At 67.1% G+C, this 15,430-nt stretch carries 13 protein-coding genes; 7 read left to right on the forward strand and 6 right to left on the reverse strand.

Features of this window, described 5'->3' with window-relative positions; genetic code table 11:
• Positions 1-52 precede the first annotated feature (52 nt).
• Positions 53-1,195 (reverse strand): metallophosphoesterase, encoded by a 1,143-nt coding sequence (locus D769_RS06125; protein WP_035881112.1) that lies wholly within the window; start codon positions 1,193-1,195, stop codon positions 53-55.
• 268 nt (positions 1,196-1,463) lie between these two features.
• Here D769_RS06125 and D769_RS06130 point away from each other — a divergent pair, with 268 nt between their 5' ends.
• On the forward strand, positions 1,464-3,902 hold the full coding sequence (locus tag D769_RS06130; RefSeq protein WP_008643103.1) for a carbohydrate-binding protein: 2,439 nt from the start codon (positions 1,464-1,466) through the stop codon (positions 3,900-3,902).
• Between the two features lie 53 nt (positions 3,903-3,955).
• On the opposite strand, the gene D769_RS06135 is transcribed toward D769_RS06130, so the two are convergent.
• From D769_RS06135 to D769_RS06145, 3 genes are all read right to left on the reverse strand, one after another.
• A complete protein-coding gene (locus D769_RS06135; protein ID WP_008643105.1) occupies positions 3,956-5,323 on the reverse strand; it encodes an MATE family efflux transporter in 1,368 nt (455 codons plus the stop codon).
• The gene (locus tag D769_RS06140; RefSeq protein WP_008643106.1) at positions 5,310-5,822 is read right to left on the reverse strand and encodes a helix-turn-helix domain-containing protein; all 513 of its coding nucleotides are present in this window, start codon (positions 5,820-5,822) and stop codon (positions 5,310-5,312) included. Before D769_RS06140 ends, D769_RS06135 begins: the two co-directional genes overlap by 14 nt.
• 113 nt (positions 5,823-5,935) lie before the next feature.
• Positions 5,936-6,856, reverse strand: a complete 921-nt coding sequence (locus D769_RS06145) for a LysR family transcriptional regulator (protein WP_008643108.1) — start codon at positions 6,854-6,856, stop codon at positions 5,936-5,938.
• A gap of 124 nt (positions 6,857-6,980) precedes the next feature.
• Here D769_RS06145 and D769_RS06150 point away from each other — a divergent pair, with 124 nt between their 5' ends.
• The 5 genes from D769_RS06150 (at position 6,981) to D769_RS06170 (ending at position 12,563) form a co-directional block, all read left to right on the forward strand.
• The gene (locus D769_RS06150) at positions 6,981-8,489 is read left to right on the forward strand and encodes an acyl-CoA synthetase (RefSeq protein ID WP_008643109.1); all 1,509 of its coding nucleotides are present in this window, start codon (positions 6,981-6,983) and stop codon (positions 8,487-8,489) included.
• 109 nt (positions 8,490-8,598) lie between these two features.
• Entirely contained in the window at positions 8,599-9,570 is a 972-nt protein-coding gene (locus D769_RS06155; RefSeq protein ID WP_008643111.1) for a tripartite tricarboxylate transporter substrate binding protein, read from the forward strand.
• A gap of 70 nt (positions 9,571-9,640) precedes the next feature.
• Positions 9,641-11,209 carry a chloride channel protein gene (locus tag D769_RS06160; protein ID WP_008643113.1) on the forward strand — a complete coding sequence of 523 codons (1,569 nt, stop codon included), beginning with the start codon at positions 9,641-9,643 and terminating at the stop codon, positions 11,207-11,209.
• A gap of 170 nt (positions 11,210-11,379) precedes the next feature.
• Entirely contained in the window at positions 11,380-11,709 is a 330-nt protein-coding gene (locus tag D769_RS06165; protein ID WP_008643121.1) for a hypothetical protein, read from the forward strand.
• Positions 11,710-11,810: 101 nt separating this feature from the next.
• Entirely contained in the window at positions 11,811-12,563 is a 753-nt protein-coding gene (locus D769_RS06170) for a hypothetical protein (RefSeq protein ID WP_040010904.1), read from the forward strand.
• A 23-nt stretch (positions 12,564-12,586) separates the two neighbouring features.
• Here the strand turns inward: D769_RS06170 and dapB are convergent, their stop codons facing one another.
• Both dapB and D769_RS06180 read right to left on the reverse strand, forming a co-directional pair.
• Positions 12,587-13,396, reverse strand: coding sequence for a 4-hydroxy-tetrahydrodipicolinate reductase (gene dapB / locus D769_RS06175; RefSeq protein WP_008643126.1), 810 nt, complete (start codon positions 13,394-13,396; stop codon positions 12,587-12,589).
• Positions 13,397-13,476: 80 nt separating this feature from the next.
• Positions 13,477-13,926, reverse strand: a complete 450-nt coding sequence (locus D769_RS06180; protein WP_008643127.1) for an Lrp/AsnC family transcriptional regulator — start codon at positions 13,924-13,926, stop codon at positions 13,477-13,479.
• 148 nt (positions 13,927-14,074) lie between these two features.
• On the opposite strand from D769_RS06180, the gene D769_RS06185 reads away from it, so the two are divergent.
• Positions 14,075-15,268, forward strand: a complete 1,194-nt coding sequence (locus D769_RS06185) for a saccharopine dehydrogenase C-terminal domain-containing protein (RefSeq protein ID WP_008643129.1) — start codon at positions 14,075-14,077, stop codon at positions 15,266-15,268.
• Positions 15,269-15,430: the final 162 nt, after the last annotated feature.

Consider the following 15,430-nt stretch of genomic DNA (forward strand, 5'->3'; position numbering starts at 1 on the left):
CCCACTTGTGGGAGAGGGGAGAAAACCATCCAGCCTTACGCCCTCACCAGCCTTACGCCCTCACCAGCCTCACGAGCGTAATCTCCGAAGGCGCCCCGAACCGCTTCGGGGGTCCCCAGTAGCCGGTTCCACGGCTCACATACACCCACAGGTTGTCATGCCGGTTCAGCCCATGCACGTAGGGCTGCTGCATCGGCACGAACAGGTTCCACGGCCAGAACTGTCCCCCGTGGGTATGACCCGACAGTTGCAGATCGAAGCCCGCCGCAGCCGCAGCCGGCGCAGTGCGTGGCTGGTGCGCCAGCAATACGCGCGCAGCCGCGTCCCGGGGCGCGCCATCCAGGGCCTGCACCGGATCGCTGCGATGGCTTTCGATGAAGCCCCCGGCCGTGAAGTCGGTCACGCCGCCGAGCACTAGCGAGGCGTCGCCCCGCTCGACCACCACGTGTTCGTTCATCAGCACGCGCAGCCCCAGGCGGCGCAGCTCCGCGATCCAGGCTTCCGCGCCAGAGTAGTACTCATGGTTGCCGGTGACCACGTACGCGCCGTGCCGCGCCGATAGCCGCGCGAATGGCGCGGTGTGCGCGGAAAGCTCGCGCACCGAGCCATCGACCAGGTCGCCTGTGATGGCGATCGCATCGGGCGCCAGGCTGTTCACGCGATCGACGATGCGATCGATATACGGGCGTTTGATGGTGGGTCCCACGTGGATATCGCTGATCTGCGCGATCGTGAAACCGTGCAGCGCGTCGGGCAGGTTGGCGATCGGCACGTCCACTTCCTTGACCTTCGCCAGCCCGCGCGCCTGGAAGAAGCCGATCACCGTCACGGCGAGGGCCAGCGCAATCGCGCCCAGGGCGCTATAGCCCGTCAGGCCGGGCGGGCGCCAGCCGATGGCTAGCGTCACCAACAGGAAGAGGTCGCGCGCAATGGTCAGCACCAGCAGCGACGAGAAGAACCCCATCGCCATCATGCCGACCCACGAAAGCTGGTCGGCCCATGGCGTCGATAGTCGGCGCGCCATCAACGCGGCTGGCATCAGCAGGGTCGAGGCGATGAGCCACAGCACGGCAAGGCTGTGGACGATCATTGGCACCGGCAGACCGGGCAGCAGCCGCACGCCGATATAGACATGGAGCAGCGCCATGATCAGCACGGGGATCAGTAGCGAACGTCGGGAGCGTATGGCACTCATGGCGGGGGGCGCGAAGATGAGATCGTTAGAACGTGAGGGCGCAGACGGGGCGCTTCAAGGGGTTTCGAGAGGCGTAACATCAACCGGGGAGCAGGAGGAAGCACGCCATCATCGCGAAATCCTCGCCCGGCCCAGGGAAGGTGATCTGTCAGGTTTCCGTGGTCATCCTGAATGTTTTCGAGGCGGATTGTTCCAGTCTTCGCACTACTTTAGATTCGACCGACGATACGCGCGGTGTCGCATACTGCTCACTCATGCCGGAGATCTCATGTCATTCCCGAAGCGCACCTTCCTGAGCCAGGCGCTGATGGCAGCCGCCCTGCTGACGGCGGCCACGCCGGCCGTCCTGGCCGCCAACCCCGGAACCTCGGCCAGCGCGGCCCAGAAGCTGCCGTCGCTGAACTGGCCACGCAATTTCGACGCCGCAGGGGAGCACATCGAGCTCTATCAGCCTGAGATCGAGAAATGGGAAGGCAACCGGCTGTCGGGTCGGGCTGCGGTGGCCGTTGGCGAGAAGGACGGCACGCCCACCTATGGCGTGGCCCGGTTCTCGGCGCAGGCCGATATCGACAAGCCGTCCGGGCTGGTCCAGCTCACGCAGATCCAGATCGACAGCGTTGACGTGCCCACACGCCCCGATGCGGCCGACAAGGTGCGCACCGCGCTGATCGGACGGCTGCCGCCCAAGGGGCTGACCGTCCCGCTCGATGAACTGCAGGCCAGCTACGCGGTGTCGCAGGAACTGGCTCGCGCAACAAGGGTGCCGGTCAAGAACGACGTGCCGCAGATTTTCTTCGCGACCACACCCACGCTGCTCGTGCATGTCGATGGCGAGCCGGTCTGGCGCGCAGTGCCAGGCACGCAGATCGAGCGCGCGATCGACAGCCGCGCGCTGATGCTGCGTGAGCAGGGCGGCGAATTGTGGCTGCAGGCGGCGGGTTACTGGTATCGGTCGGAATCGGCCGGTGGCCATTGGGATAGCGTGGCCAATCCACCCGCGGCCGTGCTGGGCGCCGCCAGCAAGTTGCAGGCGGCCAAGGACCAGACCAGGCCCGATCCGATGATGCCTGCCGACGGCAAGAAGCCCGCCAGGCCGCCCACCATATTGCTGGCAACCGGCCCTGCGGAACTGGTGATCACCGACGGCGAGCCGCAGATGAAGCCGGTCGGTGGCGTCGAGCTGCTGACGGTGGGCAACGCCGATCACGCCGTGCTGCTGGACCCGTCGACCAACCAGTACTACGTGCTGATCTCGGGACGCTGGTTCCGGGCGCCGGTACTGAGCGGGCCGTGGGAGTTCGTCCCCGGCGACAAGCTGCCCGCCAATTTCACCAAGATCTCGCCGCAGGACCCGAAGGCGAACGTGCTGGTGTCCGTCCCCGGCACGCCGCAGGCCCGGGAAGCCGAGATCGCGGCGACGATTCCGCAGACGGCGTCGGTGTCGCGCACCAAGGCCACGATGACCGCGACCTATGATGGCGCGCCGAAATTCGAGCCGATCACCGGTACGTCGCTGCGCTACGCGGTGAACACCGGCACGCCCGTGATCGAGGTCGATAGCGGTCGCTACTACGCGGTGTCGAACGGCATCTGGTTCACCTCCGGTGCGCCGGTCGGCCCGTGGGTGGTCGCGACCGAGGTGCCTTCCGCGATCTACACGATTCCGCCGAGCTCGCCGGTGTACTACGTGACCTATGTGCGCATCTATTCGGTGACGCCGGAAGCGGTAGTGGTGGGTTACACACCCGGCTACATGGGCGTCGTGGTCAGCCCGGACGGCACCGTGGTCTACGGCACCGGCTACGTCTATCCGCCGTATGTCGGCACCTACTACTACGGTTATCCGGTGACCTATGGCTATGGCGCCGGGTTTGGCATCGGCGTGGCCGAAGGCTTCGCTTTCGGATTCGCGGCTGGCGCGATCTGGGGCGCGGCGGCTCCGTACTGGGGCCCGTACTGGTGGGGCGGCCAGTACAACTGGAACTACGTGAACGTGAACCAAGCCAACTTCTACGGCCGCTGGGGGCAGGGCACGGTCACGCACGCCGAGGGCTGGAATGCCTGGACGGGCACGCAATGGCGCGGCACGGCCGGCTACGGCTACAACGCTGCTACCGGGGCGCGCTACCAGGGCAGCCGGGGCGCCGCGTTCAATCCGTACTCGGGCAACTATGCGGCGGGGCGCCAGGGCTCGTTCGCCAATCCTTCCACCGGCCGCGAAGGCGCCGCGCGTGGCGGTGTGGTCGGCAACGAGTACAACGGCAACTATGCGGCCGGGCGGCAGGCCGCGGGCTACAACGCGCAGACCGGACGCGTCGGCGCGGCGGAAGCGGGCGTCGCGGGCAATACCCAGACCGGGCAGCACACGGCGGGCAGCCGCGGATTCGTCGCCAACCCGGACAAGGGCAATGCCGTGGCCTGGAACAACGGCAATGTCTACGCCGGGCACGACGGCAACGTCTACCAGCACACCGACAACGGCTGGCAGCAGCACACGCCAAGCGGCTGGCAACCGGTGCAGCCGAACAGTAATGTGCAGGGCCAGCTCGAGCAGCAGCGCCAGGCGCGCGAGGCCGGTCAGCAGCGCTTCAACAGCTCAGCGGCGCAGCAATGGCAGGGCCGTATCGGCGGCGGCGGATTCCAGGGCGGGGGTGGACGTTTCGGTGGCGGTGGTGGCGGCCACTTCCGCGGGGGATTCCGCAGGTAAGGAGGCCGCGGTCAGCGGCTAGCCGCTGACCGCTGACCGCTGACCGCTGGCCGTCAGTGGCGCGGCGACCATTCCCCCTTGCGCACGCCGATGGCCGTGACGAGCCCGTATGACGTGATGCCGAGCGCCACGCCGAGGAAGTGTCCGTCAAGCCCCATCCCGGCGACGTTGGCCAGCAGCCAGCCACCGCCCGCCGCCAGGGCGATACGGCACAGGCCCGCGGCGATCGGCCAGCGCATACGGCCCGCACCCATCGACGCGAAGTAGAGCGCCATCCCCAGGCCGAAGCCGCCGAACGCCGGGCCGACCCACGACAGCGCGCGCGCGGCAATCGCGCCGACATCGGGGTCCTGGGTGAACAGTCCGGCAAACTGGTTTGGCGCCAGCCCGACCGCCGCGCCTACCGTCCCGGCAATCAGCAAGGCGAGCAACGCGCCGACCCAGGCGGTGCGGCGCGCGGTATGCCAGTCACCGGCGCCCACGGCGCGGCCCACCAGGGCTGTCAACGCGGAGCCCACGCCGAACGCAAGCGGGATCATCAGGAATTCGAGCCGGGCGGAGATGCCATACGCGGCTACGGTCGTGGTGCCGTAGTGCCGCAACTGGGCCGTGACGAGAATCGTGGTCAGGTTGGCGACCGATGCGAGAGCGCAGGCCACCAGGCCGATGGAGAGAATCCGGTAGAACAGCGCCTTCGACGGGCGGATGCGCAGCGAAGGCACGAAGCCCGCGCCGCCACGGAACACCACATAGGCCATCACCAACGCCGCCCCCCATGACACGGCCGCCAGCGCCGCCCCGATGCCTGCCAGCCCCATGCCGACGCGCTCCGCCAACCACCAGGACAGCACCGGAAACACCACCCACATGCCGCCCAGCACACGTGCCGCCAGCGCGTGGCGTCCGCCACCGCGCAGCACCGATGCCAGCGTATTGGCCAGCCACGCGGGCACGGCACCGGCGCCGAACAACCAGATCGCGTAGCTCGCCGCGGCTTCGGCCGCTGTCGCGCCGGCCACTGCGCCGAACACACTGCGCGGAAAGCCTGCCAGCACGATTGCGAAAATCAGCCCGGCCGTCACCGCGATGATCAGCGCGTGGAGCACCAGCGACGATGCCTCCTCGCGCTTGCCACCACCGAGCGCGCGCGCGATGGCCGATACCACGCCACCGCCCATCGCCCCCGTCGACATCTGTTGCAGCAGCAGCGCGAATGGCAACACCACCGCCCATCCGGCCAGCGATGCCGTACCTTGGCGCGCGGCCAGCCAGGTTTCGATCAGTTGCGCGCCGGCCTGCAGGAATGCCACCAGACTGGTCGGCGCGGCCAGCACGGCAATGCCGCGCGCGATCTCGGTGGCGGGCACCGGCTCGGCAAGGGCCGCCGAACCATCGAGCGCAAGCGCATCAGACTTTTGCATGATCGGCCGCCTCCGAGGATGGTTCGCCAAAACGCGCGCGCAGATACCGTCCGGCGCCTGGGCCGGGTTTCACGCGCAGGTCGTCCACGGTGATCGCGCTGCCATCGTCGCGCGTCAGCTTGCCGGCGAGGATCTCCTTGCCCTCGCGCTTGTCTTCGAGCACGGTGAGCGGACCCTTCGGATCGGCCAGCCACCGGTCCGCCCAGTCCTTCAGCGTAACGAATACGGGAAAGAAGTCGCGGCCCATCTCGGTGAGCACGTAGACGTGGCGCGCGCCGCCGCCCGGGGCCGGCACCTTGTCGAGCAGCCCGTGCTCGACCATCGTCTTGAGTCGGGCGCTAAGTATGTTCGGGGCAATGCCCAGGTTCTTCTCGAACTCATCGAAACGCGAACTGCCGTAGTAGGCCTCGCGCATCAGCAGAATCGCCCACCGCTCGCCCAGCATCGCCATCGACCGCGCGATCGGGCAGGGCATGGTGGAAAAATCGGTCGGTACCATGTGTCTCCTCGCTCTTTTACTTTCAGCTTGCAAGCTTTGGCATGAATCATAGCTTGCGAATTGAAAGTTTGCAGAGCGAGTGCAAATCGACGATGGCGCGCGATGTGGAGCCTTCAGCGCTCCTTGAACACCTCCAGCTCCGCCACCGTCTCGCGCAGGAAGCCGATCAGCGCCCGCGTGGCCATCGACAGATGCGGATTCGCGGTGGTGAAGATGTAGAGCCGGTTGCCCAGTCCCTTGGGCTTCCAGTCGGGCAGCACGGGTACCAGCGTGCCGCGCCGCACATCTTCCCAGGTCATGTAGAGCGGCAGAAGGCTGATGCCGTGCCCCTGGCGCACGGCATTCATCAGGAAGGGAAAGTGTTCGGACTGCAGGTACGGCGTGATGTCGACATCCTCGCGTTCCGGGCCGTCGCAGGTATCGCGGCCCAAAGTCAGCAGGAAGCGTCTGGACGTGTAGGGCGGGCAGAGGAAGCGGCAGGCGGCCAGATCGGCGGGCTGCTGGATCGGCGCAATGCCGGCCAGATAGGCGGGCGAGGCGCAGAGTTGCCAGTGGATCGGACACACGTCGCGCGCCACGGTATCGAGCGGCGGCTCGGACGTTACCTTGAGCGCCACGTCGATTTCCGCCGCGATCAGGTCGGTCACACGGTTGGCAAAGAACACGCGCAGCGAGATGCCCGGGTGCTTCTCGGCGAACTGCAGCAGCAGCGGGGCGATGAACGCATCGCCCAGGCCGGTGGGCACGCTCACGCGCACGTGACCGCGCAGCGTCTTGCCCAGGCTGTCGATCTCGGCCTGCGCGGCCGCCACTTCCTGCAGGATGCGCAAGCCGTGCTCGTAGAGCGATTGTCCTGCGTCGGTCATCTCTAGCCGGCGCGTGGTCCGCCGCAGCAGCATCGCGCCGGCCTGTTCTTCCAATTGACCAAGCTGGCGGCTGATCTGCGAGCGCGTGACACCGCGCCGCCGGCCGGCTTCGGCCAGATTGCCGGCTTCCACGATGTCGACGAAAGCCTGGACGAGATGGAGATCCATAAAGCGCCTGATTGAGCATTGTCAAGTTTGACGCAACATTGTGATTCCAGTCGGAGGCATTGTCGATGCCAGTAGGCACCGCTACAGTGTTCGGTCAACAAAATGCGCAGACAGGAGACCCCGCATGGCCGCAGACCTCTGGTTCGAATCGTTGCACCGCACCGGCACCGAAGTGCTCGACCGCGGTAACCGGCTGGCGGGTGGCCTGCGGCGGCTGGGGCTCGAGGAGGGCGCGGTGGTGGCCGTGATGCTGCGCAATGACCCGGTGTTTGCCGACGTCGTCTTCGCGTGCCGGACGGCCGGCGTCTACTACTGCCCGATCAACTGGCATTTCACGCCGGAGGAAGCCCGCTTCCTGCTGGAGGACAGCAGCGCCCGCGTGCTGATCATCGAGGCCGATCTGTTCCCGTCGATGCGCGAAGTGATTCCCGCAGGCATGACCGTGCTGACCGTGAACGGCAGCGACGCCGATGCCACCGCTACCGGCACCATCGCCTACGAACCCTGGCTCGCCACGCAATCGCCGTACGACGGCCCACGCGTTGCGCCGCGTGGACATCTGGCCTATACGTCGGGCACCACCGGCCGTCCCAAGGGCGTGCTGCGCAGCGCGGTGCCGCTGGGCGAACTCGAGGACCAGACCGCGCGCATGCGATCGGTGGTGGCCAAGGCCATCGGGATCGTGCCCGGGTGCCGTGCGCTGATGTCCGCGCCGCTCTATCACAGCGCGCCCGGTGTCTTTATCCAGAACGCGTTGCAGATGGCCGAGCGCCTGGTACTGACGCCGCGCTTCGACGCGGAGCAGGTGCTGGCGCTGGTCGAGAAGCATCGCATCGACGTGCTCTACCTCGTGCCGATCATGTACGTGCGCCTGCTCAAGCTGCCGCCCGAGGTGCGCGCGCGTTACGACCTGTCGTCGATCCGCTTTGTCGCGTCCACGGGCTCGCCGTGCGCGCCGGAGGTCAAGCGCGCCATGCTCGACTGGTTCGGCCCGGTAATCCACGAAACCTATGCGTCGAGCGAGGCAGGCATGGTCACCGTGGCCACGCCCGAGGACGCGGCCGCGCGTCCGGGCACGGCGGGGCGTCCGGTCGATGCGGCCAGCGTGCGCATCATCGACGAATCCGGACGACCCTGCGCGCCTGGCGAAGTCGGGCTCGTGTACGTCCGCCAGCCCGCCTATCCCGATTTCACCTACCTGAACAACGATGCCGCACGACGGACGATCGATGTGGACGGACGCGTCACGCTTGGCGACATGGGGTACCTCGATGCGGATGGCTACCTGTTCATCTGCGACCGCGCGTCGGACATGGTCATCTCGGGTGGCGTGAACATCTATCCGGCCGAGATCGAGCATGAACTCGTGCGCTATCCCGGCGTGGCCGATTGCGTGGTGTTTGGCGTGCCGGACGACGAGTATGGCGAGCGGCTCCACGGCGTGATTCAGCCGACGGCCGGCGCGACGCTCGATCCGGCGGCCGTGATCGACTGGATGCGAGGCCGGCTGTCCGGCTTCAAGGTGCCGCGCACGATCGAAATCGTCGCGCAGTTGCCGCGCGACGAGACGGGCAAGCTGGCAAAGCGTCGGCTGCGCGACCAGCACTGGGCAGGGCGGCAGCGGAGGGTTTGACGGAAGCCGGCCGCGCCGGCGTCGGCGTCGGCCACTGACAGACTCCGCTTTCCCGCTTTGCGGGGGCGGGGAGACAACACACATAAAACAAAAAGCAGCAGGAGACAACATGCATCGCAGAACCGCCATCCTGGCCGCGGCAGCGCTCGGCCTTGCCACGACCCTGTCATCCGCGTCCGCCGCATGGCCGGATCGGCCCATCAAGCTCGTGGTGCCCTACGCGCCCGGCGGCTCGACCGACCAGTTCGGCCGCGGGATTGCCGAAGGCGTATCGCGGGAACTGAAGCAGCCCGTGCTCGTGGAGAACCGCCCCGGCGCGAACACGATGATCGGAACGCAGAGCGTGGCGCGTGCGCAGCCGGACGGCTACACGGTGCTGCTGGTCACCAGCGCGAGCATGGTGCTGAATCCGATGCTCTACAAGAAGCCCGGCTACGAGCCGCAGGAATTCAAGATCATCACGGTCGGTGTGGAAGCGCCACTCGTGGTGGTCGTCAATAACCAGGTACCGTCCAACAACATTAAGGAGTTCGCGGCTTACGCCAAGGCTGCCAATGGCAAGCTCAATTATTCGTCGGTGGGGCTCGGCAATTCGCTGCAGCTCGCCACCGAGATGTTGAAGACCGAACTCGGCATCGAGATGACGCACGTGCCGTACAACGGCTCGGCGCCGGCGCTGTCCGCGCTGCTGGGTAACAACGTCCAGCTTATGGTCGACGTGGTCAGCACGTCGCTGCCGCATATCAAGGCTGGCAAGCTCAAGGCGCTGGCCGTGACCGGAAGCTCGAGGCTCGACGTGCTGCCCAACGTGCCGACCGTCGCCGAGAGCGGCTACCCGAACTTCCGCGCCGCCACATGGTTCGGTCTGGCGGTGCCGGCGCATACACCGCCCGATGCCGTCGCAAAGCTGCAAGCCGCAGCATCGCACGTGCTGACGGAGACGCAGTTCCGCAACACGTTCAACGCGCTCGGGTTCGTGGTGCAGCCGCCGCGCACGCAGGCCGAGATCGACCGCTATGTGACCGCCGATCGCGACAACTGGGGCAAGGTGATTCGTGCCAACCACATCACGCTGGATTGAGATTTAGGCCGAAGGCTGGCGCGACAGCGGGAGCGACGGGCGTATAGTTGAGGGCTGCCGGAGGCGCTGGATGCCTCCGGCAGCCTCTGTCATCATCCCCCGCTGCCAACGCTCACGCATCGACGCCATGACCGATTCCGCCGAGCCGCCTGATTCGTCCAACTCTTCCGGTCCCTCCGATCCCGCCAAAGGCACACCACCTTCTGGTGCCGGCAAGCCCCCAGATTCCCAATCCACGCCACACCCGGACCGCCCCGATCGACTGAGCAAGCTGCGCTTCCACGCGCGCAGCACCGCATTCCGCAAGACGCGCCAGTTTGGCCGAATCTCGCGCACCACCATTCGCTATGGTGCGTTCATGTGCGGCGCGGGCTTCGTGGCGTTGTTCTCGATCGTCTTTGCATATATCGCCGAAGTGGCGCTGAACTGGAACGCGAAGCTGACGACGGCCACCCCATGGCTGGCGTTCGTGATCCTGCCGTTCGGGCTGGCCGCATTGCGCTGGCTGACCATTCGACTGGCGCCGCAGGCGCGCGGCAGTGGCATTCCGCAGGTGATCGCCGCCGTGACGCTGCCGCCGGCGGGCGTTGCGCAGACCGTGCTGGTCTCGTTCCGGCAATCCATGTGGAAGGTGTTGCTGACGACCGGCGCATTGCTGGCCGGTGCCTCGGTGGGCCGTGAAGGGCCATCGGTCCAGGTCGGCGCCGCAGCCATGCTGGCGTGGGGCCGCTTGTGTCATGAGAAGCTCCAGTTTCGCATCGGCTTTCATCCGAACGCGCTGATCGCTGCCGGTGCGGCCGGCGGTCTTGCCGCGGCCTTCAACACGCCGCTCGCCGGGGTGGTGTTCGCGATCGAGGAACTGGGCCGTGGCACGTCGGTGCGTTGGGACAGGCTGGTGCTATCCGGCGTGCTGACGGCAGGCTTCCTGTCACTGGCAGTGCTCGGCAACAATCCGTACTTCAGCGTCAAGGTGCCGATGCTGGTGCTGCACGACGCCTGGGGGCCAGTGCTGCTCTGCGCCGTGGTCAACGGCGTGATGGGCGGGCTGTTCGCCAAGCTGCTGATCGCAGGGGTGCCGGGCCTGACACCGACATCGTGGCGCGGCTGGCTGAACGCGCATCCGGTCATGGTGGCGTTCTTCTGCGGCCTCGTCGTGGCCGCGCTCGGCTGGGCAACCGCGGGCGCGACGTTCGGCACGGGCTATGAGCAGGCATCCGGCCTGATCAACGGCACGCCGCACAGCACGATCTGGTTCGGGCTGGCGAAGTTCGTTGCCACGGTGGTGTCGTATTTCGCGGGCATCCCGGGCGGCATCTTCACCCCCTCGCTGGCCATCGGTGCGGGCATCGGCGATACCGTGTCCCATTTCCTCTCGGGCGCGACCGAGCCGCGCGTGCTGGCGCTGGTGTCGATGGCCGCATTCCTGGCCGCCGCCACGCAGGCGCCGATCACGGCCAGCGTGATCGTGATGGAGATGACCCGCACGCAGGATCTGACGATCTACCTGCTCGCGGCGTCGCTGCTGGCGTCGTTCCTGTCGCGCCAGTTCAACCCGCATCCGTTCTATCACCACATGGGCCACGCCTTCCGCCGCGAGGCAATGTCGATCGGCCGGAAGTCAGCGTCCGCGTCCGCGTGAAGGCGTGACGCGTCGGTGCCACCGCTGCCAGAGGAAAGGCACGGTGGCGGACGCGGCGACTTTGTCTTAACATGTGCCGCGCGTGGACCGGGGGCTGCAGACCGGCGGCCACGCGTGTGTACCGGCGGCACACTGATACGTCGGCAATCGATGCAATCGGGGAGCAGGGGATGGCCACGCAACGACCGGTCGGCACGCGTTCGACCAGTAGTTCCACCAGCAAGGCTTCGACCAGTACCAGCACCAATACCAGCACGCAAGCCAGGGCGCCGGGCAGCCAGCCTCGGCGCGAAACGCCCCAGGCGGCGGACCTTGGCGCGGACACCACCATCTGGCACACGCGCGGATTGCAGACCAACTCCCGTATGCGCATGCCCGTCATGCAGCGTACCCCGTCGCGCCAGCTTCCACCGAGCCCGATACCGCGCCTGATCCTGTGGGCGGTGCTGATCGGCCTCGCGCTGGTATGCTTCAACGCCGTGAAGCACATGCTCCGCTAGCCGCCTCGGCCAATCTGTCGACCAGACGTCACTCCGGTGGACGGGTTTGAACCCTCGGCGCGGGGCCGACTCCAACGCGGAGCCGTTTTCAGGAGTGAGTTTTGAGATTGCCTCTTGCCGGGCTGGCGCTCGCCAGCCTGCTGGCGACGTCCGTCGCCCATGCCGCACCCGCAACACCCGCGAAACCCGCCGCACCTGCCGTAGCTGCCGTAGCTGCCGCGCCGGCCCCCACCGGGACTGACGCGCTGGCCCAGATCCTCGGCACGCTCGAGATCGGCAACCCGCTGCCCGCGCTGGCCGATTGTGCCGACCACCGCACGCCGGATGGCAAGGACGTGACAGCGCTATGCGTCGAGCTGCGCGGCGACGGCACGATGCGCCAGATTGGCGTGCCGCGCGACAAGCGTCCGGTTTTCATGGATGGCCCGCACCTGCTGGCGTTCGTCGACGGCAATGCGCTGGTGGGCGTGATGGTGCCGACGGATGGCATCAAGTCGCAGGATGCCGCCGAGCAGTCGCTCTCCGCGCGCTACGGCAAGCCGTTCCGCAAGGAAATGGTCGACATGAAGGACAAGGCCGGCAATGCGGTGAAGACCATTCACGCGGGCTGGATGCATCGCCCGCTGACGGTCGAGCTGTACGCGATTCCAGAGGACCCGTCCGAAGGCACGATCGAACTGCTGCTGCCGCAGGCGCGCGCGCTGATGGCCAATCGCGATGCCGCGGTGGCCAAGTCGCTCGCGCCGCCGGCGTCAGACGCGGCGGCGAAGTCCGGCAAGGGGACCGAGAAAGCCGAGAAGGAGAAGGCGGAGAAGAAGGCGCCCGTCAAACCGGTGAACCCCGGCAGCTGGTAAGGCGCCCGGAGTCGTCGGGCTCGTCAGAGCCCTTCCATCACCTTGTCGAGTCCGCGGACCACGCCGCGCACGGTGTGGACCTTGCGGATCGCGAGCAGCGCACCGGACACGTACGGCTTCGAGCCGTCGCCGGCTTCGTGCTTCAGGTGCAGGCGCTGGCCATCGGCGCCGAAGATCACCTCTACACCGAGCTGGTAGCCGGGCAGCCGCACCGCGTGCACCTGCGTGCCTGACATCGTCGCGCCGCGCGTTTCCTTCGGGCCGTTGAGCTCGTCGATCGGCACCACCTGCGCGGCGGCCTTGACCTGACCGAGCCGGAATGCGAGTTCGCGGACCGTGCCAGACGGCACGTCGACCTTGCCAGCCTTGGCGTAGTCGATGATTTCCCAGTGCTCCAGATGGCGCGCGGCCATTTCGGCAAACTTCTGCAGCAGCACCACCGTGATCGCGAAATTGCCGCAAGCCAGCACGCCACGATCAGCCTTGCGCGCGGCGGCGTCGATTTCCACGTAGTCGTCGTCCGTCAGCCCCGAGGTGCCCACCACGACGTGCGCGCCGCGCGCCAGCGCCTGCAGGATGTTGTGCTTGCCGATGACCGGCTCGGTGTATTCGACATAGACGTCGTAAGGCGTCTGGTTCAGTTCCTCGATGCTGGCCACGGCAATGCCCGGCGTGTCGGCGTGCCCCGTCAGTTTCGCCAGTGCCTGTCCCGCCGCGCCGCGCGACAGGCCTGCCACCAGTGTCATGTCGGCGGCATGTGCCACGCCGCGTGCCAGCTCGCCACCGGCCCAGCCAGTGACACCACCGACGGCAACGCGAATGTCATTGTTCATATTGGTCTCCGCTCCTGAGTACGTAGAGGATAGTGCAGCCGCGCGGTGGGCGCTTGGCAGGGCCGGTTGACCTGCTTCGCCTAGCCAGCTGCCCGTCGCCGGTCGATCTTCCGCGCCAGCACGATCGACGTCTGCGTGTGATTGACGCCATCGAGCATCCCGATTTCATCGAGCAGTTTGTCGAGCCGCGCATGCGAGTCGCAGCGGATCACCGCCATGTAGTCCACCGGGCCGCTGACCGAATTGAGTTCCTCGATTTCCGGGAAGCGTTGCAATGCGCGCACCACGGCAGGGGACGCCTTGGGCTGCACGGAGAGCCCGCAGAACGCCAGGATCGCGTTGTCTTCCATCTGGCGACCCAGCCGCACGCCGTAACCGGCGATCACGCCGATCTTCTCCAGGCGCGCGATACGCGCCACCACGGTGGTACGGGCGATGCCAAGCGCGCGCGCCAGGTTTGCAGCGCTCTCGCGTGCGTTGGCCTGCAGCAGCGCCAGCAGGTGCCGATCGGTCTGGTCGAGTTCTGCCATGGCTCGCTCTGACGATTCGTCAGTATTGGACGTCGATACGTCGGATTATGCCGGGCTTTCGTCAATCTTGTGGCTACAAAACGTGCGCGTTGCTGCCCATACTTCAGTCACAACGAATGCTTTTCATGACCTTCTGACGGAGCCCGCCATGCAACCCTCAACGCTTGGTCCCGCCGCCGTGCGCGACCTGACCCTGGCACCACGGCCGCTATCCGTGGTGGTGCTCGGCGCCGGCAAGATCGGCCGTGTGATTGCCGCGATGCTGGCCGCCTCTGGCGACTACCGTGTCTGCCTGGTCGATCACGACGCGCACCGGCTCGACGGCATGCCGCGCCAGATCGCCGTGCGCGCGGGCGATCCAACCGAACCCGGCACCTGCGCGGCGCTGCTGGCCGGCGCCGATGCGGTGCTCAATGCGTTGCCGTTCCATGCCGCCATCAACGTGGCAAAAGTGGCGGCGCGGCTTGGCGTGCACTACTTCGACCTGACCGAGGATGTGGCCGCCACCCGGGTGATTCGCGAACTGGGGCGGAGCGCGCGTGCCGTGCTGATGCCCCAGTGTGGGCTCGCGCCGGGTTTCATCGGCGTGGTTGGCCACGACCTTGCGCAGCGCTTCCTGCGCGGCGGCGGCGAACTTCTGGATCTGCGGATGCGCGTGGGCGCGCTGCCGCGCTATCCGAGCAACGCGCTCAAGTACAACCTGACGTGGAGCACCGAAGGGCTGATCAACGAGTACTGCAACCCGTGCGAAGCCATCGTCGACGGTCGGCGCGTGGAGCTGCCCGCGCTGGAAGGGCATGAGACCTTCGCACTGGACGGCGTCGAATACGAGGCCTTTAATACATCTGGAGGGCTGGGCACCTTGCCAGACACCCTGGCAGGCCATGCGCGGCAAGTCGACTACAAGTCGATCCGCTACCCCGGGCACTGCGCGCAGATGAAACTGCTGCTGAACGACCTGCGGCTGCGCGAACGGCGCGAGTGGCTGCGCGAGATCTTCGAGCACGCGATTCCGGTCACCGAGCAGGACGTGGTGATCGTCTTCGCCAGCGCCACCGGGCATCCGCCCGGCGTGAGGGGCGAGGGCAAGCGTGGACCGCTCACGCAGGCATCGTTCTCCGCGCGCATCGGCGGCATGGCGGACTTTGCCGGGATTGGCCACGTCAACGCGATCCAGCTGACCACGGCGGCGGGCATCTGCACGGCGCTCGACCTTGTGGCCACGGGCGTGCTGCCGCAGGCCGGGTTCGTGCCGCAGGAAGCCATGCCGCTCGACCGGTTCCTGGCCAACCGCTTCGGCCAGCACTACTCGCATCATCCGCTACAGGAGACGCTCGCATGAAAGCGCAAGAGATCGCAGCCTGCTGGCAGGCCATGGACCTGCCGCCACCGTGGACGCCAGCCGAAGGCGCCGCGCCAGGCGTGCTGGCCGTGCGTTCGCCGATCGACGGCGAGGTGTTCGGCCAGCTTGCGATGTGTGATGCCGCGCAGGCCAACGCGCGGA

The sequence above is a fragment of the Cupriavidus sp. HMR-1 genome (genome assembly GCF_000319775.1).
Classification (GTDB): domain Bacteria; phylum Pseudomonadota; class Gammaproteobacteria; order Burkholderiales; family Burkholderiaceae; genus Cupriavidus; species Cupriavidus metallidurans.